This is a genomic window from Sphingomonas sp. GW821-FHT09B04 (assembly GCF_059418285.1).
Map to the genome: position 1 here is coordinate 839,419 of NZ_JBWKPO010000001.1, position 20,779 is coordinate 860,197.

The 20,779-nt window shown below is 64.3% G+C and carries 20 protein-coding genes and 1 tRNA gene; 14 read left to right on the top strand and 7 right to left on the bottom strand.

Annotated elements, in window-relative coordinates; translation table 11 throughout:
- Positions 1–12 precede the first annotated feature (12 nt).
- A complete protein-coding gene (locus AC07NK_RS04220) occupies positions 13–843 on the bottom strand; it encodes a cold-shock protein (RefSeq protein ID WP_495169305.1) in 831 nt (276 codons plus the stop codon).
- 207 nt (positions 844–1,050) lie between these two features.
- Here AC07NK_RS04220 and AC07NK_RS04225 point away from each other — a divergent pair, with 207 nt between their 5' ends.
- The 6 genes from AC07NK_RS04225 to rpoN all read left to right on the top strand — a co-directional run bounded on the left by AC07NK_RS04225 (position 1,051) and on the right by rpoN (position 6,146).
- The gene (locus AC07NK_RS04225) at positions 1,051–1,845 is read left to right on the top strand and encodes a TerC family protein (RefSeq protein WP_495169306.1); all 795 of its coding nucleotides are present in this window, start codon (positions 1,051–1,053) and stop codon (positions 1,843–1,845) included.
- A 42-nt stretch (positions 1,846–1,887) separates the two neighbouring features.
- Positions 1,888–2,508 carry a ribonuclease D gene (locus AC07NK_RS04230; RefSeq protein ID WP_495169307.1) on the top strand — a complete coding sequence of 207 codons (621 nt, stop codon included), beginning with the start codon at positions 1,888–1,890 and terminating at the stop codon, positions 2,506–2,508.
- A gap of 8 nt (positions 2,509–2,516) precedes the next feature.
- Positions 2,517–3,158 carry an LPS export ABC transporter periplasmic protein LptC gene (lptC, locus tag AC07NK_RS04235; RefSeq protein ID WP_495169308.1) on the top strand — a complete coding sequence of 214 codons (642 nt, stop codon included), beginning with the start codon at positions 2,517–2,519 and terminating at the stop codon, positions 3,156–3,158.
- A 2-nt stretch (positions 3,159–3,160) separates the two neighbouring features.
- On the top strand, positions 3,161–3,706 hold the full coding sequence (locus AC07NK_RS04240; RefSeq protein WP_495169309.1) for an LptA/OstA family protein: 546 nt from the start codon (positions 3,161–3,163) through the stop codon (positions 3,704–3,706).
- Positions 3,707–3,833: 127 nt separating this feature from the next.
- Entirely contained in the window at positions 3,834–4,610 is a 777-nt protein-coding gene (gene lptB / locus AC07NK_RS04245) for an LPS export ABC transporter ATP-binding protein (RefSeq protein ID WP_495169310.1), read from the top strand.
- Between the two features lie 27 nt (positions 4,611–4,637).
- Complete coding sequence (rpoN, locus tag AC07NK_RS04250; protein WP_495169311.1) at positions 4,638–6,146, top strand: RNA polymerase factor sigma-54; 1,509 nt, start codon at positions 4,638–4,640, stop codon at positions 6,144–6,146.
- An 18-nt stretch (positions 6,147–6,164) separates the two neighbouring features.
- On the opposite strand, the gene AC07NK_RS04255 is transcribed toward rpoN, so the two are convergent.
- Positions 6,165–7,091, bottom strand: a complete 927-nt coding sequence (locus AC07NK_RS04255; protein WP_495169312.1) for a M28 family peptidase — start codon at positions 7,089–7,091, stop codon at positions 6,165–6,167.
- A gap of 112 nt (positions 7,092–7,203) precedes the next feature.
- Between AC07NK_RS04255 and dapB the strand changes: the two genes are divergently transcribed.
- From dapB to AC07NK_RS04270, 3 genes are all read left to right on the top strand, one after another.
- Positions 7,204–7,932, top strand: a complete 729-nt coding sequence (gene dapB / locus AC07NK_RS04260; protein ID WP_495169313.1) for a 4-hydroxy-tetrahydrodipicolinate reductase — start codon at positions 7,204–7,206, stop codon at positions 7,930–7,932.
- Positions 7,929–8,591 carry an endonuclease III gene (nth, locus tag AC07NK_RS04265; RefSeq protein WP_495169314.1) on the top strand — a complete coding sequence of 221 codons (663 nt, stop codon included), beginning with the start codon at positions 7,929–7,931 and terminating at the stop codon, positions 8,589–8,591. Before dapB ends, nth begins: the two co-directional genes overlap by 4 nt.
- Positions 8,592–8,634: 43 nt before the next feature.
- A tRNA-Arg gene (locus AC07NK_RS04270) sits at positions 8,635–8,711 on the top strand.
- A 439-nt stretch (positions 8,712–9,150) separates the two neighbouring features.
- Here the strand turns inward: AC07NK_RS04270 and AC07NK_RS04275 are convergent.
- Genes AC07NK_RS04275 through AC07NK_RS04285 form a run of 3 tightly spaced genes read right to left on the bottom strand, consistent with a single transcriptional unit; the run spans position 9,151 to position 11,792 of the window.
- The gene (locus tag AC07NK_RS04275) at positions 9,151–9,822 is read right to left on the bottom strand and encodes an HAD-IA family hydrolase (RefSeq protein WP_495169315.1); all 672 of its coding nucleotides are present in this window, start codon (positions 9,820–9,822) and stop codon (positions 9,151–9,153) included.
- A 9-nt stretch (positions 9,823–9,831) separates the two neighbouring features.
- Positions 9,832–10,998 (bottom strand): MFS transporter, encoded by a 1,167-nt coding sequence (locus AC07NK_RS04280; protein ID WP_495169316.1) that lies wholly within the window; start codon positions 10,996–10,998, stop codon positions 9,832–9,834.
- Positions 10,995–11,792, bottom strand: a complete 798-nt coding sequence (locus tag AC07NK_RS04285; protein ID WP_495169317.1) for a DeoR/GlpR family DNA-binding transcription regulator — start codon at positions 11,790–11,792, stop codon at positions 10,995–10,997. The genes AC07NK_RS04280 and AC07NK_RS04285 overlap by 4 nt, the downstream gene beginning before the upstream one ends.
- A gap of 657 nt (positions 11,793–12,449) precedes the next feature.
- On the opposite strand from AC07NK_RS04285, the gene AC07NK_RS04290 reads away from it, so the two are divergent.
- The 3 genes from AC07NK_RS04290 to tdh all read left to right on the top strand — a co-directional run bounded on the left by AC07NK_RS04290 (position 12,450) and on the right by tdh (position 15,365).
- A complete protein-coding gene (locus AC07NK_RS04290; RefSeq protein ID WP_495169318.1) occupies positions 12,450–13,013 on the top strand; it encodes a helix-turn-helix domain-containing protein in 564 nt (187 codons plus the stop codon).
- 70 nt (positions 13,014–13,083) lie between these two features.
- Positions 13,084–14,289, top strand: a complete 1,206-nt coding sequence (gene kbl, locus AC07NK_RS04295; protein WP_495169319.1) for a glycine C-acetyltransferase — start codon at positions 13,084–13,086, stop codon at positions 14,287–14,289.
- A complete protein-coding gene (tdh, locus tag AC07NK_RS04300) occupies positions 14,286–15,365 on the top strand; it encodes an L-threonine 3-dehydrogenase (RefSeq protein ID WP_495169320.1) in 1,080 nt (359 codons plus the stop codon). The genes kbl and tdh overlap by 4 nt, the downstream gene beginning before the upstream one ends.
- A gap of 115 nt (positions 15,366–15,480) precedes the next feature.
- On the opposite strand, the gene AC07NK_RS04305 is transcribed toward tdh, so the two are convergent.
- On the bottom strand, positions 15,481–16,497 hold the full coding sequence (locus AC07NK_RS04305) for a heme-binding protein (protein WP_495169321.1): 1,017 nt from the start codon (positions 16,495–16,497) through the stop codon (positions 15,481–15,483).
- Positions 16,498–16,535: 38 nt separating this feature from the next.
- Positions 16,536–18,452, bottom strand: a complete 1,917-nt coding sequence (locus tag AC07NK_RS04310; protein ID WP_495169322.1) for a flavin monoamine oxidase family protein — start codon at positions 18,450–18,452, stop codon at positions 16,536–16,538.
- Between the two features lie 807 nt (positions 18,453–19,259).
- Here AC07NK_RS04310 and AC07NK_RS04315 point away from each other — a divergent pair.
- Both AC07NK_RS04315 and AC07NK_RS04320 read left to right on the top strand, forming a co-directional pair.
- A complete protein-coding gene (locus AC07NK_RS04315) occupies positions 19,260–19,796 on the top strand; it encodes an RNA polymerase sigma factor (protein ID WP_495169323.1) in 537 nt (178 codons plus the stop codon).
- Between the two features lie 5 nt (positions 19,797–19,801).
- The gene (locus AC07NK_RS04320) at positions 19,802–20,734 is read left to right on the top strand and encodes a FecR family protein (RefSeq protein ID WP_495169633.1); all 933 of its coding nucleotides are present in this window, start codon (positions 19,802–19,804) and stop codon (positions 20,732–20,734) included.
- The last annotated feature ends 45 nt before the right edge of the window (positions 20,735–20,779 follow it).

The following is a 20,779-nucleotide window of genomic DNA, read 5'->3' on the forward strand; positions in this document are numbered from 1 at the left end:
GCGCGCGTCCGGTTACTGCGACGACGTCAGGTTCACCGCGGCGTACTTGCCGCGGCGATCGACCTCGAGCTCGAACTCGAGCCGGTCGCCCTCGTTGAGCGTCGGCATGCCGGCGCGCTCGACGGCCGAGATGTGCACGAACGCGTCGGGCTGTCCGTCATCGCGCTGAATGAAGCCGAAGCCCTTCATCGCGTTGAAGAACTTGACCACGCCGGTCGCCTTCTCACCCGTGAGCTGACGCTGCGGGCCGCCGGCGCCACCAGCACCGCCGCGCGGGCCATCACGCGGACCGTCACGGTCCCGCGGAGGACCGCGGTCCTCGACCGGGAGCGGTTCGCCCTCGATCTTGAGCTCGGTCGCGCTGATGCGGCCGCCACGGTCGACCAGCGTGAAGCCCAGCGGCTGGCCCTCGGCGAGGCCGGTAAGGCCCGCCTGCTCGACCGCGCTGATGTGCACGAACACGTCTTCACCGCCATCGTCGCGAACGACGAAGCCGAAGCCCTTCTGGCCGTTGAAGAACTTGACCACGCCGGTGCCTTCGCCAACGACCTGCGGGGGCATGCCGCCACCGCCGCCGCCACGACCGCCGAAGCCGCCGCCGCCACCGCCGAAGCCGCCGCCACCACCGCCGCCGAAGCCGCCACCGCCGCCGCGATAGCCACCACCGCCGCCGCCGCCGAAGCCGCCACCGCCGCCGCCGAAGCCGCCACGGTCACCGAAGCCGCCGCCGCCGAAGCCGCCGCGGTCGCCATAGCTGCTGCCGCCTTCATCGCCGCCGAAACCGTCGCGCTTGTCTCTGCCGCGCCCGCCGCGATCCCCGCGGCGCCCTCGATCAAAACTCATTGCCCTGTTCGTCTTCCCGGTCGCCCAACTCTATTTCGAAAGCCATACGCCGGACGAGGACGCAGACATTCCGGCGCTCCAAAGACACGCCCATGGAATCGGGTCATAGCCCAGTACGGCACAGGACGCGAACAAATTCGTCGCGATTATGGTGCTGTTCCAACAGATACTTGCGTATGTGTCGCAGGGGCGGCACAGCGGGGGTCTATGGATATCGCTGCATTGATCGCCGACCCGGCCGCCTGGGCCGCCCTTATCACCCTGATCGTGATGGAGGTGGTGTTGGGAATCGACAACCTCATCTTCATCTCGATTCTGACCAACAAGCTGCCCGAGCACCAGCAGCAGAAGGCGCGCCGAATCGGGATCGGCCTCGCGCTGGTGATGCGAATCCTGCTGCTGTCGATGATCTGGGTCATCGTGTCGCTGACGACGCCGGTGTTCGACCTGGGGCTTCAGGGCGCGACCGGCGCGCATGGCGCGCCGAGTTTTGAGACCGCGTTCTCGTGGCGCGACCTGATCCTGATCGCGGGCGGCCTGTTCCTGCTGTGGAAGGCGACCAAGGAAATCCACCACACGCTCGATCCTGTGCCGAGCGATGACGAGATTCTCGACAAGAAGAAGGTGGTGGGGCTGAATTTCGGTTCGGCGATCTTCCAGATCATCCTGCTCGACATGGTCTTCTCGGTCGATTCGATCCTGACCGCGGTCGGCATGACCGACGAGATCGCGATCATGGTCACTGCGGTTCTGGTCACCGTCGGCGTGATGCTGGTGGCGGCCGATCCGCTCGCGAATTTCATCAAGCACAACCCCACGGTGGTGATGCTCGCGCTCGGCTTCCTGCTGATGATCGGCGCGGTGCTGATCGCCGACGGCTTCGGCGTTCATGTGCCCAAGGGCTATATCTATGCCGCGATGGCCTTCTCCGCGCTGGTCGAATCGCTCAACATGATCGCGCGTCGGTCGAAGTTGAAGCGAGAGGGTAAGCCTCCTGTATAAGCTTGGCATTGAGCGTTCAGGTGTAAACGGCTAGGCGGACGCATGGCCGTTTTCCTGCACGAAGAAGATATTCCCGAAGGGCTGTTCGCCCCCGGCGCCGACATCGCCGTCGATACCGAGACGATGGGGCTGATCACGCCGCGTGATCGGCTCTGCGTCGTCCAGCTTTCCGACGGGGGCGAGGACGAACATCTCGTCCGTTTTGGGCCGGGCAGCGATTATGCCGCGCCCAATTTGCGCGCGCTGCTCGCCGATACGTCGCGCGTGAAACTCTATCATTTCGGGCGTTTCGACCTCGCGGCGATCCGCCATTATCTCGGCGTCACCGCGGCGCCGGTCTATTGCACCAAGATCGCTTCGCGGCTGGTGCGCACCTATACTGACCGGCACGGACTCAAGGATCTGGTGCGTGAACTGCTTGGGCAGGAAATCTCCAAACAGCAGCAATCGTCCGACTGGGGCGGTCCGGTGCTCAGCGACGCGCAGAAGGACTATGCCGCCTCCGATGTGCGCTATCTTCACGCGATGCGCGAGGAGCTCGACCGCCGCCTGGCGCGTGAGGGGCGGACGGCGCTCGCTCAGGCGTGCTTCGACTTCCTTCCCCATCGCGCCGAACTCGACCTCGCCGGCTGGCCTGAGGTCGATATCTTTGCGCATATCTGAGGCAAACCATGTCTGAGATCGCCCTCCAGGAACGCTCGCGCCGCAAGCATTGGGCGCGCCCGGGGGGAAGCCACGACCATATCGTCCGCACCTTGCTGATGATCCTGCCTGCCGGGATCGGTGTGCTCGGCGCCTTTCTGGTGATGGCGCCCCTGTTCATGGGAGGCGACGTGTCGTTCGTGCTCGACAAGAATAAGGTCGACGTTGCGAGCGAGCGGCTGCGCATCCAGTCGGCGCGCTATCGCGGTGCCGATGCCAAGGGGCAGCCCTTCGTTCTGACAGCCGGGTCGGCGGTCCAGAAGAGTTCGGCAGAGCCAATCGTGCAGCTGAACAATCTCGCCGCCGGCATCCGCCTGACCGATGGCCCCGCCGAAGTGCGCGCCGAGCGCGGCCGCTACGACATGGAAACCGAGCGAGTCGCGATCGATGGTCCGATCACGTTTCGCAGCTCCGACGGCTACCAGCTCGACACGCGCGATTCGACGATGGATCTCAAGACCCGGAAACTGACCGGGACCGGCCAGATTGATGGGCGTACCCCGCTCGGCGTGTTCAGCGGCAACAGCATGACCGCCGATCTCGACAAGCGAACCGTCCGGATCGAGGGCAATGCCCGCTTGCGGATCGATCCCAAGCGCGCAAATAGGTGAACATGGCCCGTCCGCTCCTTATCGCGTCGATCGCAGCGATCGCCACCACCGCCGTGATCGGTACCGCGGCGCTGGGGCAGGTTCGCCATGATTCGAACGCGCCAATCGATTTCGCTGCGCAGAGCATCGAACTGCAGGACAAGGCGAATCGCGCGATCCTGTCGGGGGGCGTGAAGATCACCCAGGCCAGCATGACGCTGACCGCGGCGCGCGTGACGGTGAGCTATACCGGCCAGGTCATCGACGGGTCGCCGTCGGTCTCGCGCTTCGACGCCGCGGGCGGGGTCACGGTCACGCGGCCCGATCAGACCGCGCGTGCGCAATATGGCGTGTACGACATCAACAAGCGCACGATCACCATGCTGGGCAATGTCACGCTGACGCAGGGCAGCAACCGGGTGAGCGGCGGACGGCTGACGATGAATCTCGACACGGGTCGCGCATCGATCGACGGCTCGGGCGTCGGCACGACCAAGGCGCCCGACGGCAGTGTGACCCAATCGGGTGGACGCGTTACGGGCCGTTTCACCGTCCCCAAGCGCGATTGATCACCGGCGGGGTTTTACTCCGCCACCTTCCTTCCTAACTTCCCCGAAACTCGCCATGCATAAAACTTGCCAAGTGACTGCGCGGCAAGGAATCGCTAAGCATCGCGTGCGATCAGGATAGGGCGTCATGGCAGATATCGAAACGCTGGAACCGGTAGCCGCAGAAGCGGGCAGCCCGCCGACATCGGGGCTGGCTGTCGTCTCGATCGCCAAATCCTATGACAAGCGCGTTGTGCTGTCCGACGTGTCGCTCTCGGTCGGAAAGGGCGAGGTTGTCGGCCTGCTCGGCCCCAATGGCGCGGGCAAGACGACCTGCTTCTATTCGGTGATGGGGCTGGTGAAACCGGATGCCGGCCGGATCATGCTCGACGGGGTCGATATCACCCCGCTGCCGATGTACCGCCGGGCGATCCTCGGCCTCGGCTATCTGCCCCAGGAAACCTCGATCTTCCGTGGCCTCACCGTCGCCAAGAACATCTCTGCCGTGCTCGAACTGTCGGAGCCGGACAAACACGCCCGTGCCGAGCGTCTCGACAAGCTGCTCGACGAATTCGGCCTGACCCGGCTGCGCGACGCGCCGGCGATGGCGCTGTCGGGCGGTGAGCGCCGCCGCGCGGAGATCGCGCGCGCGCTCGCTGCCGATCCCTCGATCATGCTGCTCGACGAGCCGTTCGCGGGCATCGACCCGATCTCGATCGCCGACATCCGCGATCTGGTGAAGGAACTGAAGACGCGCAACATCGGCGTGCTCATCACCGACCATAACGTTCGCGAGACGCTCGACATCGTCGATCGCGCCTCGATCATCTATGACGGTCGCGTGCTGTTCGCGGGGTCGCCGGCCGATCTGGTCGCTGATGCCAATGTCCGCCGCCTCTATCTCGGCGAGGGGTTCTCGCTGTGATTGCAGGCGCTGCCCTGATCTGATCCCATGAGTCTCGCGCCCCGCCTTGATCTGCGGCAATCCCAATCGCTGGTGATGACGCCGCAGCTTCAGCAAGCGATCAAGCTGCTGGCGTTGTCGAACCTTGAGATCGAAACCTTCATCTCCGAGGAACTCGAGAAGAACCCGCTGCTCGACGCGGGCGGTGGCGATGACGAGCGCGGCGCTCCCGAAGCACCCGAGGCCGAGCCGCTTCCCGAACGCGATGGCCCCGCCGATTCGACCGAACTGCTCGATGGCGGCGCAGCGACCGGCGAGGCCTCGCTCGACGTCGATTTCACCGCCGAGACCTTCCATCACGACAGCGCTGCGGATTCGATCGGCGGCCTCGACGGCGGGCTGGGTCTCGCTGGTACCGGGAGTGGCGGGATGGGGGAGGACGGTCCCGATTTCGACAGCTTCTCCGCGCCCGACCTCAGCCTCGCCGATCATCTGCTCGCGCAGGCGGGGGCGGTGGTGGACGGCGCGGATCTGTTCATTGCCCAGCATCTGATCGACCAGATTGACGAGGCGGGCTACCTCACCGCCTCGCTGCTCGATATCGCCACCCGGCTCGGGGTTCCGCTGGCGCGGGTCGAAGCGGTGCTGGCGCTGATTCAGACGCTCGATCCCACCGGTGTCGGCGCGCGCGACCTTGCCGAATGCCTCGCGCTGCAGGCGAAGGAGGCTGACCGCTATGACCCGTGCATGGCAGCGCTGATCGCGAACCTCGACCTGCTCGCGCGGGGTGAGCTGGCGCGCCTCAAACGCATCTGCGGTGTCGACGACGAGGATATGGCGGACATGATCCGCGAACTGCGCGGCTATGATCCGAAGCCCGGTTGCCGCTTCGGCGGCGAGCCGGTGGCGAGCGTCACGCCCGACATCTTCGTTGCGCCGCGCGGGCAGGCCTGGGCGGTCGAGCTGAACAGCGCGACCTTGCCCCGGGTCCTCGTCAACCGTGCCTATTATGCCGAAGTGTCGTCGGGGCCGCAGGACAAGTCGAGCAAGGCCTGGCTCAGCGATATGCTCGCCAGCGCCAACTGGCTGGTCAAGGCGCTCGACCAGCGTCAGCGCACGATCATCAAGGTGGCGTCGGAGATTGTGAAGCAGCAAGAGGCGTTCTTCCGCCACGGCGTATCGCATCTGCGCCCGCTGACGCTGCGCCAGATCGCCGATGCGATCGAGATGCACGAATCGACCGTCAGCCGGGTGACGAGCAACAAGTATCTCAGCTGCGCGCGTGGGCTGTTCGAGCTCAAATACTTCTTCACCTCGGCGATCCAGTCGGCGGACGGAGGCGACGCGGTGTCGGCGGAAGCGGTCAAGAGCGCGATCCGCGCGCTGATCCAGGCCGAAAACCCCAAGAAGATCCTTTCGGACGATACGCTGGTCGAGATGCTCAACTCCAAGGGCTTCGACATCGCCCGGCGCACCGTCGCCAAATATCGCGAGGCGATGGGCATCGGCAGCTCGGTCCAGCGCCGCCGGCAAAAGGCGCTGGAGGGTGCGGGTTAGTTTCTCTCGGGACTGGCGCTATTTGGTCCGGCCCGCTTCCGCCGCGATCGCATCGAGTTCCCGGTCGAACAGCTGCGCCGCCAGCAGCGCGGTCGCCGCCGAGCGGGCGAAAAAATCCTTCGGGATCGCCGCGAAATCGTCGGTCGGCTTGTGATAGTCCGGATAATCCTCGACCCCGAAATAGGCGAAGGGGATGCCTTTCTGGTGAAAGACGAAATGGTCGGATCCGCCGGTCCAGTCGTCGGTGTCCTTCCACGGCGGGCCGTCATGCCCCAGCTTCAGCGATACCGGCGCCCGCGCGGCGAGCTGCTCGAAGCGGCTGCGAAGGAACGGGGAGTGGTGCGCGCCCGCAAGCCACAGCTCGTTGCGGTCGTTGCGGCTCATCATGTCGAGGTTGAGGTTCATCGCGATGCGCGACAGCGGCACGGCAGGCGCCGCCACGAATGCCTTCGATCCGTAGAAGCCCTGCTCCTCCGCATCCCATAGCGCGAAGACGATGTCGTGGACGGGCCGCTCATGCGCGAAGCGCGCGGCGATCGACAGCAGCACGGCGACGCCTGAGGCATTGTCGTCGGCGCCGTTCAGCACCTTGCCGTCGCGGATGCCGAAATGATCATAGTGCGCACCGATCAGCAGTATTTGGTCGCTCGTCCCGGACCCGCGGATGCGGCCGATCAGGTTGGCGCCCTTCAGCATCCTGCCGTCATGCTCGGCCTCGAACGGCTGCTCATACCCTTCAAGGACCGGTTCGACGCCGATCGCCCGCAGTCGTTCGAGCAGATAGGCGCGCGCCTTGGCCGAACCCGGCGTGCCGACCAGCCGTCCGGCCATAGCGTCGGCGGACAGGATACGGACATCCTCATACAGTTGATGCGGCGGCACCGGTTCGGCAGCGGCAATGGTGAGGCAGGCGGCGCCCGCCAAGGCAAGAAGACGAGCGGTCATCCCTCTGCTTTGCCGCCGGGCATTTCGTCGGCAAGCGAAAAGCGCGCTGGCTATTGGTTGGGCGGCCAAATCCTTTGTTGCAGTCCACGCCGTCCCCGGCCAAGCAACAGCTATGAGTAGCATCGGTATCTATGGCAGCCTCGGCCGGATGGGCGTGGCGATCCGCGACATTCTGGCGGAGCAGGGCGTCAAGTTCGCGGGCGGCGCCGATGCGGCCGACGATCCCGCCACGCTCGCTGCGGCGGCTGATGCGCTTGTCGATTTCTCGACCCCCAATGCACTTGAGTCGCATCTCGCGGCGGCGCGTGCGGCGGGTACGCCGATCGTGATCGGAACCACCGGCCTCACCGCGCAGCACCACGCGCTGATCGACGATGCAGCGCGCGACATCGCGGTGCTCCAGACCGGCAATACCTCGCTCGGTGTTGTGCTGCTGGCGCGGCTGGTGCGCGAGGCCGCGGCAAGGCTTGGCCCCGACTGGGACATCGAGATTGCGGAGATGCATCACCGCCAGAAGGTCGACGCGCCGTCGGGCACCGCACTGATGCTCGGCGAAGCTGCGGCGGCGGGACGTGAGGTTTCGCTGGGCGAGGTGCGCGTTGCCGATCGTGCCGGCCTCACCGGCGCGCGCGCGGAGGGGACGATCGGCTTCGCCTCGCTGCGTGGTGGCACCGTGATCGGCGATCATATGGTCGTGCTCGCCGGCCTCGGGGAGCGGATCGAGCTTGCGCATCGCGCTGAGGATCGCGCGATCTTTGCGCGCGGTGCGGTCAGGGCGGCGCTGTGGCTCGCGGGCAAGCCCGCCGGGCGCTACACGATGGACGCGGTGCTCGGGCTTTGAAGAAGGCCGACATTTTCCACTTCTTCGAACGGCTGGCGGAAGCCAATCCACATCCCGAGACCGAGCTCGAATCGGTCAACGACTATACGTTGCTCGTTGCTGTCGTGCTGTCCGCACAGGCGACCGACGCCGGGGTCAACAAGGCGACACGGCGACTGTTTGCCGAGGTCGATACGCCGGAAAAGATGGTGGCGCTCGGCGAGGACGGCCTCAAGCAGCACATCAAGACGATCGGGCTGTTCAACGCCAAGGCGAAGAACGTCATCGCACTCAGCGAAGCGCTGATCGCCGGGCATGGCAGCCGGGTCCCTGCCGATCGCGATGCGCTGGAAGCGCTCCCCGGAGTCGGCCGCAAGACTGCGAACGTCGTGCTGAACGTCGCCTTCGGGCAGGAAACCTTCGCGGTCGATACGCATCTCTTCCGCCTCGGCAACCGTACGGGTCTTGCGCCGGGCAAGACCCCGCTTGCGGTTGAGAAGAAGCTGGAGAAGAACGTCCCTCAGCCGTTTCGTCTCCACGCGCATCACTGGCTGATCCTGCACGGTCGCTATGTCTGCAAAGCACGTACGCCTGAATGCTGGCGCTGCAGCGTCGCCGATCTGTGCGTCTACAAGCCCAAGACACCGGCGCCAAAGGGCTGGACGCCAGCCGCGGTTTAGCGCTGGCGCACCGCCTTTTGCTTTGCTAGGCGCTGCTTCCCACGCACCCGTAGCTCAGCTGGATAGAGCGCTGCCCTCCGAAGGCAGAGGCCACAGGTTCGAATCCTGTCGGGTGCGCCAAAAATCAATAACTTAGCTATATTCTCATCGTTTCGTACGGAAATTGTACGGAAAGCATTTTGGGACAATGCAGCCAGAATCAGCGGCTACTGCACGGGCACTGACACGCCAGCATGGGGATCATATGGCAGTTACTGGCGGCGAAGAGGAAGTTTCGAAGCTGGGCCCGAATCTCGGGTCGCCCCGCGTTGTGGCGCTGGTTGGTGACTGGCTGCGCAATACGTTGGCGCCAGGAAGCGGCGAGGCACACTAACGGCTGGCGTTCCGTAATTCACTTGATGGCAGCTACGCGCCCTCATTGCTGCCACAAAGAGCATCACGGAGAGATCCCAAAACCGGTCGTCCGTTCATCGAGCATGGCGCGCGGTCGATATTATGGGATTCCCGACTGCTGGTTTTTGGGTGCCCCGCGCGAAATCAGTCATCCAACAAGCACTGCTCAGAGGGATTGCCACTCCTCGGAGAGTGTCAGATCAAGCGAGACGTCGCCAACGACCAAATCGACAGCGGTATAGCTGAGGAGCGTCAGCAAGGGGCTATCGTGTCCATGGGGGACGGCATTTCGATTGATCGATCGCATCCCTGCGCGCCGCGCCGCTTCGTGGCCGGCGAACGTATCCTCGAAGACAAGGCAGCCTTCCGGCGCGACACCAAGCCGTTTCGCGGCCAGCAGATATCCTTCGGGATCGGGCTTCCCCTTCTCCACGTCGCCCGCCGTGACCAGGATCTCCGGGATCGGAAGACCCGCTGCGACCAGACGACGGGAAGCGAGACTGGGGCCGGCCGAGGTGACCACCGCCCAGCGATTGGCCGGCAGGCGGTCGAGCAAGACCTTCGCCCCCTCTATGGCGATGGTGCCGTCGTCCGCCGCGATCTCCAGCCCCTCGATCCGCGTAGCCGCGGCGCGGGCAATTTCCTCGGTTGCTGCGAAGCGTCGCGCGGTATCCAGCGTTCGCCGGCCTTGCGAATATGCCAATACTGCCTCGGGATCGACTCCCTGCTCGGCCGACCATGCGCGCCAGATGCGTTCGGACGCGGCGGTGGAATCCACCAGCGTGCCGTCCATATCGAACAATAGTGCCTCCGCGGACAAGGTGATGCGATCGACCATCGTTGAAACTCAGCTGGTAGGGGAGGAATTGGCCGTGCCGGCATGGTCGCGCCGCGTCGCGGCTGTGGCGCATATGGGAACGAGCGCCAGCATGATCGTCAGCACCCAGAAGGCGCCGGGCAGACCGATCGCCTGTGCCGCGAAGCCAACCCCCGCCGGGCCCGCCAACACGCCAGCATAGCCAACCGTCGTGACGGCGGCGATGGCGAGACCCGCGGGCATCACGGTCTGTGCCCCCGCCTGTCGAAACAGCACCGGGACGGTGTTGGAGGCGCCCAGACCGATCAGCAGGAAGCCGAGCAAGGCTATGGAGGCGAAGGGAGCTGTGAGCAGGACGACATAGCCGGCAATGGCAAGAAGTCCGCCCCAGAACATGGTGCGCCTGTCACCAAGCCGTGCGACTACGGCATCGCCGGTCAACCGCCCGATGGTCATCGCTATGGCGAAAACGCCATAGCCGATCCCGGCCTGAGCGGTAGGCAACAGGCCGTTGCCGGTCAGGAGAAGCGCACCCCAGTCGAGCATCGCCCCCTCGGTAAGAAAGGTAATTGCCGCGAGCAGCGCAAGCAGGGCAACGATACCGCGCGGCAGGACCAGCAGCGGTGCTTCTTTAGCCTGTGGGGTATCGATCAGCCGGGGCGTCGCGAACAGGATCGCCCCGATCATCAGCGCCGCCGCCGCGATCGTACCCGTCACCGGCGAAACCTGCGCGGAAAGAGCGGCTGTCAGCAGCAACGCGCCGACAAACCCGCCGACACTGAACAGTCCATGGAAACCGGACATGAGCGGTTTCGCGCCACGCTTCTCAACCTCGACCGCATGGACGTTCATGCTGACATCGATCAGGCCGAGAAACCCGCCGAAGAGAATCAGCACTATCGCCATCGCCGGAACGGTCGGTGCAAGGGCGAGGAAGGGCAACAGAACCGCCTGCCCCACACCGCCGATGACGATGATCGGACGCGCGCCAAGCTTCGATATGAACGCGCCGGTGAGTTGCATCGTCAGAACCGAACCGGCGCCGAGACACAGGAGAAGGAGTCCCAGCGATCCCTCGTCGATTTCCAGCCGCGCCTTTGCGAGCGGCACGAGCGGCGCCCAGCAGGCAAGGCCGAAACCGGCTACGAAAAATGCGATGCGGGTTGCCAGCCGCGAGCCGGCTTCTTGTTGCGTCACCGAACGTCCAATTGCCGGTCGGAGCCCGGCCCGGCCCGCAGGATGTTGGCGCCCGCCGAGCGCAGCGTGTCGGCGGCGACATCCGGCGCATCATGTTCGATGATGACGCGATCGATCGCGTTCAGGTCGACGATCCGGTGCGGTGCGTGTTCACCGATTTTCTCGTTCGCCGCGAGGACAAAGGTGCTTCGGCTATGGGCGGCCAGCGCCCGTTTGAACGAGGCGTCCGCACCGTCAAGCGCGCTGACACCACCCTCTGCCGACAATGTACACGCCCCGAGAAAACACAGGTCGATGTTCAATCGGGCGATCGCTTCAAGCGCGGTGCCATCGATCGAGCCGCCGATCACGGGATCGATCGCACCACCCAACATGTGAATGTGAATGTCGCCGCGGGCGACCAGCGCCGCCGCGATTTCGATAGAGCTGGTCGCGACGATCAGGTCGGCGTCCCTGGGAAGCTCCTCTGCGACGATCAGGCCGGTGCTGCCATTGTCCAGGAAGACGAAGCTGCCCGGTTCGACCATCGGCATTGCGGCCCGGGCCAGCGCGCGTTTGCGGTCCATATCGGCTCCGAAACGATGCGATACAGGCGTGGTGCCGGGGCTGAGCGGCAGGGCCCCGCCATAGACGCGCCGGCACAGGCCCGCGGCCGCGAGCGCGCGCAGATCACGCCGGATCGCATCTTCGGAGATGTCGAACTCGCCGGCGAGCGCACCCGCGTTGACGGGCTGGCCCTTGGCGAGACGGGCCGCGATCACGTCGCGACGCGCATGGGGAATATCGTTGGTCACGCATCGGCGCTTAGCACGCCAATTCGTGCATAATCAAGAATGAATCGTGTATAAACACGCGACGAGGCTCTCGCATTCACCCCGTTCTTTCTCGAGAATCGGGGTGCATTCGGTCGGAATAGGTGGACGAAGAAGATCATGCACAAACATGAACATCGCACCATGCCCTATTCGAAGAACCAGTTCCGGCGCTCTATGCTCTCGGCCCGGCTAGCGCGGACGGGGGCGCCGTGGTGACGATCACCCAAACGATCTCTGCGCGCCGCTTTACCCTCGACGACATATCGACCTTTTAGCAACGGGCATTCTTACTATACTTGCTTCCAAACTTTGGGCCGGGAACCGACAGGCAGCTTTTGGACATCGGGCTGCAAAGCGGACATGGCCTATTCCATCGCACTAAGGGCTGCTCCTGGGCCGGCAGCCGACTGGCAGCTTTCAGATCGACAATCTGGGAAAACGGACCGCTTCGAAGCTATCTTGAGCGTCAACGTCGACGCTGCGGCCTGCCGGAAATCCAGACCTGCATTTGCGATCAAGGCAAACGGAGGTTTCTGAAGTCTCCGCGGCTCGGATGGCGACATTTCAGAGGGAATGCGGTAGCGGAAAGGATGTCCATCAGAATTGTGCACACCGTTTGCGCGCCCGAGACCTTCGATGACGTCTGACGGATCGCCGCAAATCGGGCCCTTTATCCAGGCCTTTCGTAAGCGGCAGTCGATGACGCTTGACGATCTGGCGCGGATGTCGAGCGTATCGCGATCGATGTTGTCGCAGATCGAACGGGGTCAGGCGAACCCGACGCTCGCCACGGTCTGGTCGCTGGCCAACGCGCTCAAGGTCGACGTCGCCGAACTGATCGGCGTCACGGCACGCGAAGCGCGCGACCAGATCGAGGTGGCGAGCGAAGCGTTCACGCCCGAAATCCGCACCGATGACGGACTGTGCACGCTCCGCATTCTCAGTCCTGCGAATCACGCCGAGACCCTGGAATGGTATGAGCTGCGGTTCGAACCCGGCGGCAGCCTGGTGTCGCAGCCGCATGCCAAGGGAACGCGCGAGCATCTGACCGCGCTCGAAGGCACATTCGAAGTCGAGGCTGGCACGCAGAAGGTCGCCGTGCCGCAGGGAAGCACCGCACGCTATGCTGCCGATGTGCCGCACCGGATCACCAACAAGGGGAAGCGACGCGCCCGCGCGCTGCTGGTCGTCGCCAGCTAAATTTCCAGTATAGTGGACTCATGGTCCACTATACCGTACAAGCGCTCTCTCAGGATGAGGGAGTGCCGCGATGGCTGTTGGTTTTTACGACCGTATTGAAGCGGAGCTGTCCGCGATCCGTACCGACGGGTTGATGAAGCCCGAACGGGTGTTGACGACGCCGCAGGGCGCAGCCGTCCGCATCGAGGGCGGCCCCCCTTCGATGCTGAATCTCTGTGCGAACAACTATCTCGGCCTTGCCGCCGATCCGCGCGTCGTCGAGGCCGCGATCACGGCCACGCGTACCTGGGGTGCCGGACTCGCGTCGGTGCGCTTCATCTGCGGTACCCAATCCATCCACAAACAGCTCGAAGCCGAGACCGCCGCCTATCTCGGCTATGATGACGCGATCCTGTTCGCGGCCGCGTTCGACGCGAATGGCGGCGTTTTCGAACCCCTGCTGGGCGCCGAGGATGCGATCGTATCCGACACGCTCAACCACGCCTCGATCATCGATGGCGTGCGGCTGTCGAAGGCGAAGCGCTACCGGTACGCGACGTCGGACATCGCCGATCTGGAGCGGGTGCTGACGACCGCCCGCGCGGACGGCGCGCGGACGATCCTGATCGCGACCGACGGTGTCTTTTCGATGGACGGCGCCATCGCGCCGCTGGACGAAATCGCGGCGCTGGCAGAACGGTTCGACGCCTTGCTGCTGGTCGACGATTGCCATGCGACCGGCATCATCGGCGAAAGCGGGCGCGGCTCGGGCGCGTTCCGCGGTGTCGCCGACAAGGTCGATATCCTCACAGGAACCTATGGCAAGGCGCTGGGCGGCGCGATGGGCGGTTTCGTGGCCGCGCGCCAGCCGGTGATCGACCTGCTCCGCCAGCGGGCGCGACCCTATCTGTTTTCCAATGCGCTCGCGCCCGCCATCTGCGGCGCCAGCCTTGCAGCGATCGGGATCGCCGAGTCGGATGAGGGTGATGCGCTGCGCCGGCATCTGGCGGCCAATGCGGCATTGTTCCGTGCCCGCCTGAACCAAGCCGGTTTCGACCTTCTGCCCGGCGAGCATCCGATCATCCCGGTGATGTTGCACGATGCGGCAAAGGCTCAACGCGCCGCCGCCGAGCTGATCGAGGCGGGCGTACTGGTCGCCGGCTTCTCCTTCCCTGTAGTGCCGCACGGCAAGGCCCGCATTCGCACCCAGATGTCGGCTGGCCTGACCTGCGATCAGGTCGAACAGGCCGCGGACATCTTTGTTTCGGTTGGCCGCAAACTGGACCTCATCCCATGAACGCCATCACCGCCACATCGCGACCCCACCTCTCCCGCACCGACGCAACCATGCGTGGCCTGGCCAAGCTGCACGCGCGCGAAGGTATCTGGGCGACCGAGGCGCCGGTGCCGACGCCCGGTCCCGACGAGATTCTGATCCGCGTTCGGCGCACCGCTATCTGCGGCACCGACCTTCACATTTACAATTGGGACGACTGGGCCGCACGGACCATTCCGGTACCGATGATCGTCGGCCACGAATTCTCGGGTGAGATCGTCGAAATCGGAGAGGCCGTCACCCGCCCGCTGCACATCGGGCAACGCGTGTCGGGCGAAGGGCATATCATCGATTTCGACAGCAGCGCGGCGCGCGCGGGGCGCTTCCACCTCGACCCCGGCACGGTCGGCGTCGGCGTCAACCGGCAGGGCGCGTTCGCCGAATATCTGTGTATTCCGGCCTTCAACGTAGTGCCGCTTCCCGACGATGTGTCCGACGATGTCGGCGCATTGCTCGATCCGTTCGGAAACGCGGTCCACACCGCACAGCAGTTCGACCTGATGGGCGAGGATGTGCTGGTGACCGGCGCCGGCCCGATCGGGATCATGGCGGCGGCGGTCGCGCGGCGTGCCGGCGCGCGGTCGGTCGTCATTACCGACATCAACCCCTATCGGCTCGATCTGGCCGCCCGGCTCGCCGACGTGCGGCCGGTCAACACGCTCACAGAGGATCTGCGCGAGGTGATGGCGGCCGAGGGCGTCGACGACGGCTTCGCCGTGGCGCTGGAAATGTCGGGCGCCCCGGTGGCGATCAACCAGGCGATCGGCGTGCTGCGCATGGGCGGCGGCCTGGCGATGCTCGGCATTCCGGGTGGGTCGATGGATGTCGCCTGGTCGGACATCATCCTCAAGGCGCTGACCATTCGCGGCGTCTATGGACGTGAGATGTTCGGCACATGGCAGAAGATGTTCGGCCTGATTCGTGGCGGACTCGACCTGTCGCCGCTCATCACCCATCGCCTTGATGCGAGCGACTTCCAGCAAGGCTTTGACGCAATGCGCGCTGGCAGGGCCGGAAAGGTCATTCTGAGCTGGTAGGGTGAAGGCAGGACGACACAGCCCTCACCCGTCGTTCACCGCCTGCTCCAGGCCCAGCCAGACGTGCCCTGCATCTGACGATATGGTATAATTTACAGGTGATATTTTAGAATGACTATCGTTCGGTCATAAGGATTTGCACCTTGTCTTGTGGTGCATCCTCGACCTTGTGCATCGTATTGATCGAGACATGCGGCCACACGATGCGACCCGGCAACCCGGTCGTACGTGAATCGAAATCGAGCATCACGATCTGGAGATATTGCAGGCGAAGTTTCGGTTTGCCCCGTGCGTCGGTTTCGGCGAGTTCCTGAATCCAGAAGGTCGAGCGCATCGATGAAGCATTGGCGTGCTTGACGACAAAGGGGATGTTCCTGATCCCCCCGGTCTCAACTTCGGTATCGACGTCGAGCGTCGTCGTGCGGAGAATGTCGACGCCCTGATTGGCGGCCTTGAGCAGCTCGGCCGGGTGGACCGGGTCGAACAGACCTTCGAACAGGTTCTCGTGGAAATGCTTGTATGGCGCGAGATACTTGCTTTCCAGATCCTGTTTCACCTTCAGCGGCAAGCCGCTGACGTCGGGGATGACCGGAGGTCCGTCGGTCGGCGGTACGCTCCGCCCAAGCGCAAGAAGCGCGTCGCCATGCGGAACGGTCCCGAGCCGGGCGATATCGAAGCCGTCGGTCACTTGATCGAGCATGTTGAGCCATAGCCCGGGCTCGTGATGGATCGTGTTGCCGGGTGGGCTGGTCGGGCCGAGAACGTTGCTATGCGGAAAGTCCGCGGTCGCGATCTGGTCGGTGACCTGCTCGTAATCCAGCGCCATCAAGGACTGATCGGCCTGTTTTCCCAGTGCGTTCAGCCCGCGGTTGGGGACCCCCTTGTCCACCAGATCGAAGATGAGGGTCTCATTGTACTGGTTCAGCAGCAGGCGATAGTCGAGGATCGAGCCGGGTTCCGACTCGAACGGCACGGCAATCATGTTCCAGCCTCGGCCCTCGAGGCCGCCCTCGTTCTTCCACACGCCAGGCAGTAGGGCGAGCGGGCCGAGAAGCGGATCTCCCGCACGCGCCACCTGGATGACACGGCCGCCGTCTTTCAGGGCCATGAGGCGTTCTTTGCTGATTGCCATCACTGCTTCTCCAATTGTCAGGAACGAGGGGACGGTCGCTAGATGCCTTCGACCAGCAGCCTGGTGTCGGGCAGCTTCTCGAGATGCGGGATTTCAAGGTCGGGCCGCGCCATGCGGGTCAGGGCATTGAGCGCCGCGGCGATCGCGCCTTCCTGCCAACCCGGCAGCGAGGAAAGCTGATCGCCGACGACGAAGAACACCGGGTCGGACAGCTTGCCCTTTACGTCATGGACGCCCGTGCCCTGGCTCAGATTGTTGAAGTGCCGCGCGGCGTCCTGTTCGTTGCCGACAGCCTGCCAATAGGCCCATCCGCCCTTGATATAGGGCATGTTCTGCCACGCGATCGCGAGGCCGTCGCGCAGTCCGTTGCCGAACTTTCTGCCGAATTGCTGCGCGCCCTGACGCGCCAGATCGAGCCGCTCGCCGACGGTCTTCTTGCCCCACTCGTGCGCGGTCAGACCGAAATTATACGCGCCGGTCAGCACGCCTTTACGATCGTGATACGCGGTCGAGGGATACCAGATCTGAACGATGTCGTGCGAGGTCCAGCTAATCCCGCCGAAGATCGGAACGACGCCCTCCTCGCTGTCCGGTGCGACCATCGTCGTGAGCTTCAGGTCGTTCTCATGATCATGGGTGATGAGCCTGCCCTGCCAGAGGGTGCGGTCGGCCTGCCAACCGACCTTGGTGGTCGCGGCGAGAAACTTGTCCTGATACGCGCCCTTGGCATTGACGCGGGGCCGTGCCTGCGCCGCGAAGACCGCATCGAGTCCCTGCTTGAACGGCACCGCGAAGCCGCCTGCCTTTCCTCCGCCCAGCAACTCCCTGGACAACAGCCGCTCCAGGAACGGCATGGCGATGTTCGAGAAACAATAGTCGGCGCGATACTCGACCGTTTCCTTGCTGCCGATCTTGGCGACCTGGACGACGAACTCGCGCGTCTTGGCATCCCAGGCGATCGACGTCACCGGGCTGTTGAGGTGGATCGTCCCGCCCAGTTCCGCCACTTTGCGAGCGAAGGCGCGCTGGACCTGATCCATGCCGCCGACCGGTTGGAAGATCGTCTGTTGCCAGAGGAAGTCGGCCGGCTGGTAGAAGCGCGTCTGTTTCCAATATTCCGACGCCAGCAAGTCCTCGAGCTTGATCGCCTCGGCGATCTCGCCAGCGGCTACGCCGGGCAGAACATCGAAGCCGGCGCGCGAGATCGCATTCTCGAAGCCCTCGGTCCCGGCGGTCGGGGCATAACGGCCATATTGGTCCAGCTCGCCGAACGAGATCATCAGCGACTTGAATTGCTCAACCAGTGCCGCCTGCTGCTTCTCGGGGATCGCGAGGGTGGGGGCATTGAGAAGCTCGGCAGCGTGATCATGCACCAATTGCGCGAGCCAGCCGCGCAGATTGTGGTCGATTTGCCGATAGGTCTGGGGCGAACCTTTCAACGGCCCGGTGCCCATATGGACAAGGTTCGACATCGAATTCATCACATAGATTTCAACCGCGACGCCGAACTCTCTGAGGTAGTTGAGCAGCCTCTTGTGCGCCGACGGGATGCGTCCGGGGCCGGCATTCAGATACGGCTCGGCATCGCCGACCGGCCATTCGAAGCGAACAACCTGCGTCTCGCCCGGCTTCGATCCGAACAGGGCGTCGTCCTGATCCTCGGTCAGCGTATCGCCGGTGCGGAGCGAGAGGCAGCGCCCGCCCGTTCGGTTCTGCGCTTCCAGGATCGTGACTTCCATGCCGGTCTTGTGAAACAGCAGCTCATAGGCCGTCGTCAGTCCGCCCACGCCGGCACCGAGAATCAGCGCGCGCTTGCCCGCGAAGCTGCCCTCCTCCAGTTTGATCGGACCGGGCGTGATCCGCATCTGTTCATTGGTGGCGTCCGCGAGCTCGGCCCATGCGGATGCCTGGGGATGCGATTTGAGATATTCTGCTCGGCTGATCGTGTCAGACATGTAGCTCTTACCCCCGCTATAGGACTGGCTTCGCTGATCGCTTCCAGACTATGCGCGACGGGCGGCTGCCCTAACCTCTGCCAGCCGTCACGATACCGAAAAGCAACTCGACAGTGGCGCCGTTCAAAATCACCGCTGCGCGCCGTTGAATGAACATGCCCATTCGGACTCGAAATCCAAGAAAATTCTTGGTGAATAGCATCCAATGTGAAGTAAAAACTGAGAACCGCGCACTCGAATGAACATAATGTTACCCATTCATTGAGGAAAAGATGTCTGAGATTTCGGCCGTGGTCTGATCTCGCATAGTTTGCAGTCGGATCCTGGCCGCCAGAAACGAGCGTCAGCTAGCCCGCTTCGCTGCCGGCGCATTCCGGATGAGGTCACCGCAACAAGAGAGGGATGAGCCTGTGTGAACATCGGCTATTGAGGTCGCGCATGAGCGAGCTGAATGGCCGGTATGACGGCGCAAACAGGCACGGCGCTCGCACGAATGGCTCCCGCTTCAGGGTGATATGCTTCAGCGGGCTACGCCGTTGACCCCGATCGGGATAGAGGGTGCGCCGTCGCTCAGCGTGTCGAAGGGTCTAAAGCGCTTCCTGCCATGCGACATCGTTCCCGGCGGGCCGGAAGCATGTAACCGGTCGCCAGATTTTTGTCTGATTTCTTTTCGAGGACCGCGAAGGATTTCGGCGGCAGAACGCTCTATACAGTCGAGGCGGCGCGTGGCGTCCGGATTTGGGTAGGGAGCCGGTTCCAACGGCCAAGGGGTTCGAAGTCGAGCGGCGGGTCCGTATCGCGACGTGGGTGGCCAGGCAGGTCATGCCCCACGAGGCCGCCGTGCGCCTGTGGCTCGCGCGGTCGAGGGCGGCGCCCGACGATATCGATGAACTGATCCAGGAAGCCTATTGCCGGCTCGCGATGCTCGACAGCGTCGATCATATCGGCCGGCCCGATGCCTATTTCTTTTCGATCGTGCGCAACCTCTATGTGCGCCGCCTCAAGCGGGCGCGGGTGGTCCCGATCGAAACGATCGCAGCGATCGAAAGTCATTCGGCGGACGATGCGCCGTCGCCCGAACGCGAGGCAGGCGGACGCCTTGAAGTCGAGCGGGTGCTTGGGCTGATCGCGCGCCTGCCGGAGCGTTGCCGGCAGATTGTGCAGATGCGGCGGATTGAGGGGTTGTCGCAGAAGGAGATCGCGGCGCGCCTCGGCGTGACAGAGAAAGTGGTGGAGAAGCAGGTTTGGCAGGGCGTCAAAGCGATCCAGGCATCGTGGCAGGCCGCCGACGCGGAGGCCGAAGCGCGCATGGACCAGATTGAAAAGACGGGGAGGTCAAGGTGACGCAAATGACCCCCGGCATGTCGGACGAGGCGGCGCGCTGGACCGCCCGCATGGATGCGGGCGACTGGTCCGCGCACGATGAGTCAGAGCTTCAGACCTGGCTCGCATCGCATCCGATGCACAGCGGCGCGCTGTTGCAGGCGCAGGCCGCCTGGATTTCGACCGATCTGACGGTCGTCGAAGAGGCGCGCCCGGCGCCGGCCAGAGTCTCGCGCCGCGGGATCGTCACCTTCGGCGGCGGCCTGATCGCGGCCTCGCTCGTCGGCGGTCTGCTCTGGGGAACCAGCTCGCTACACTATGCGACAGGCGTCGGTGAAATCCGGCGCGTCCCGCTTGCGGACGGCTCGGTCGCCGCGATCAACACCGCGAGTAAAATCGAAATCCGGGTCGATGCGAAGCAGCGGAACGTCAAGCTTGAGGCCGGCGAAGCCTGGTTTCAGGTCGCGAAGGACAAGCGGCGACCGTTCGTCGTCGATGCGGGCCGGGTGCGGGTGCGCGCGGTCGGCACCGCCTTCGCGGTGCGCTTGCGCAGCAACGGCGCGCAGGTATTCGTGACCGAAGGCGTGGTCGAGGCATGGGTCGAGGGGGCAGAGGGGCATCGCGTCCGGATCGCCGCCGGCGGCGAGGCGTTCGTTTCGAATGACGCGGCGATCAACATCGCCGCGACGGAGCCGTCAGCGGTGGATCGCTCGCTCGCCTGGCGTGCCGGCAAGATCGACCTCGACGGCAACCGGCTCGACTTCGCGGTCGGCGAATTCAACCGCTACAACGCGCGCAAGCTGATCATTGCCGATCCGGCGCTCGCCGGCGAAGAGTTTGACGGTATCTTCCGCGTCGATGACCCTGAGGGGTTCGCGATCGCGGTGCGCGACAGCCTCGGGGTTCCGGTCGATACCGGGCACCCGGACGGCATTCGGATTGGCAAGCGAGCAAACTAAAGAACAAAAATAGCAACGCCGGCGAAGGATTCTTCCTGACCCGGT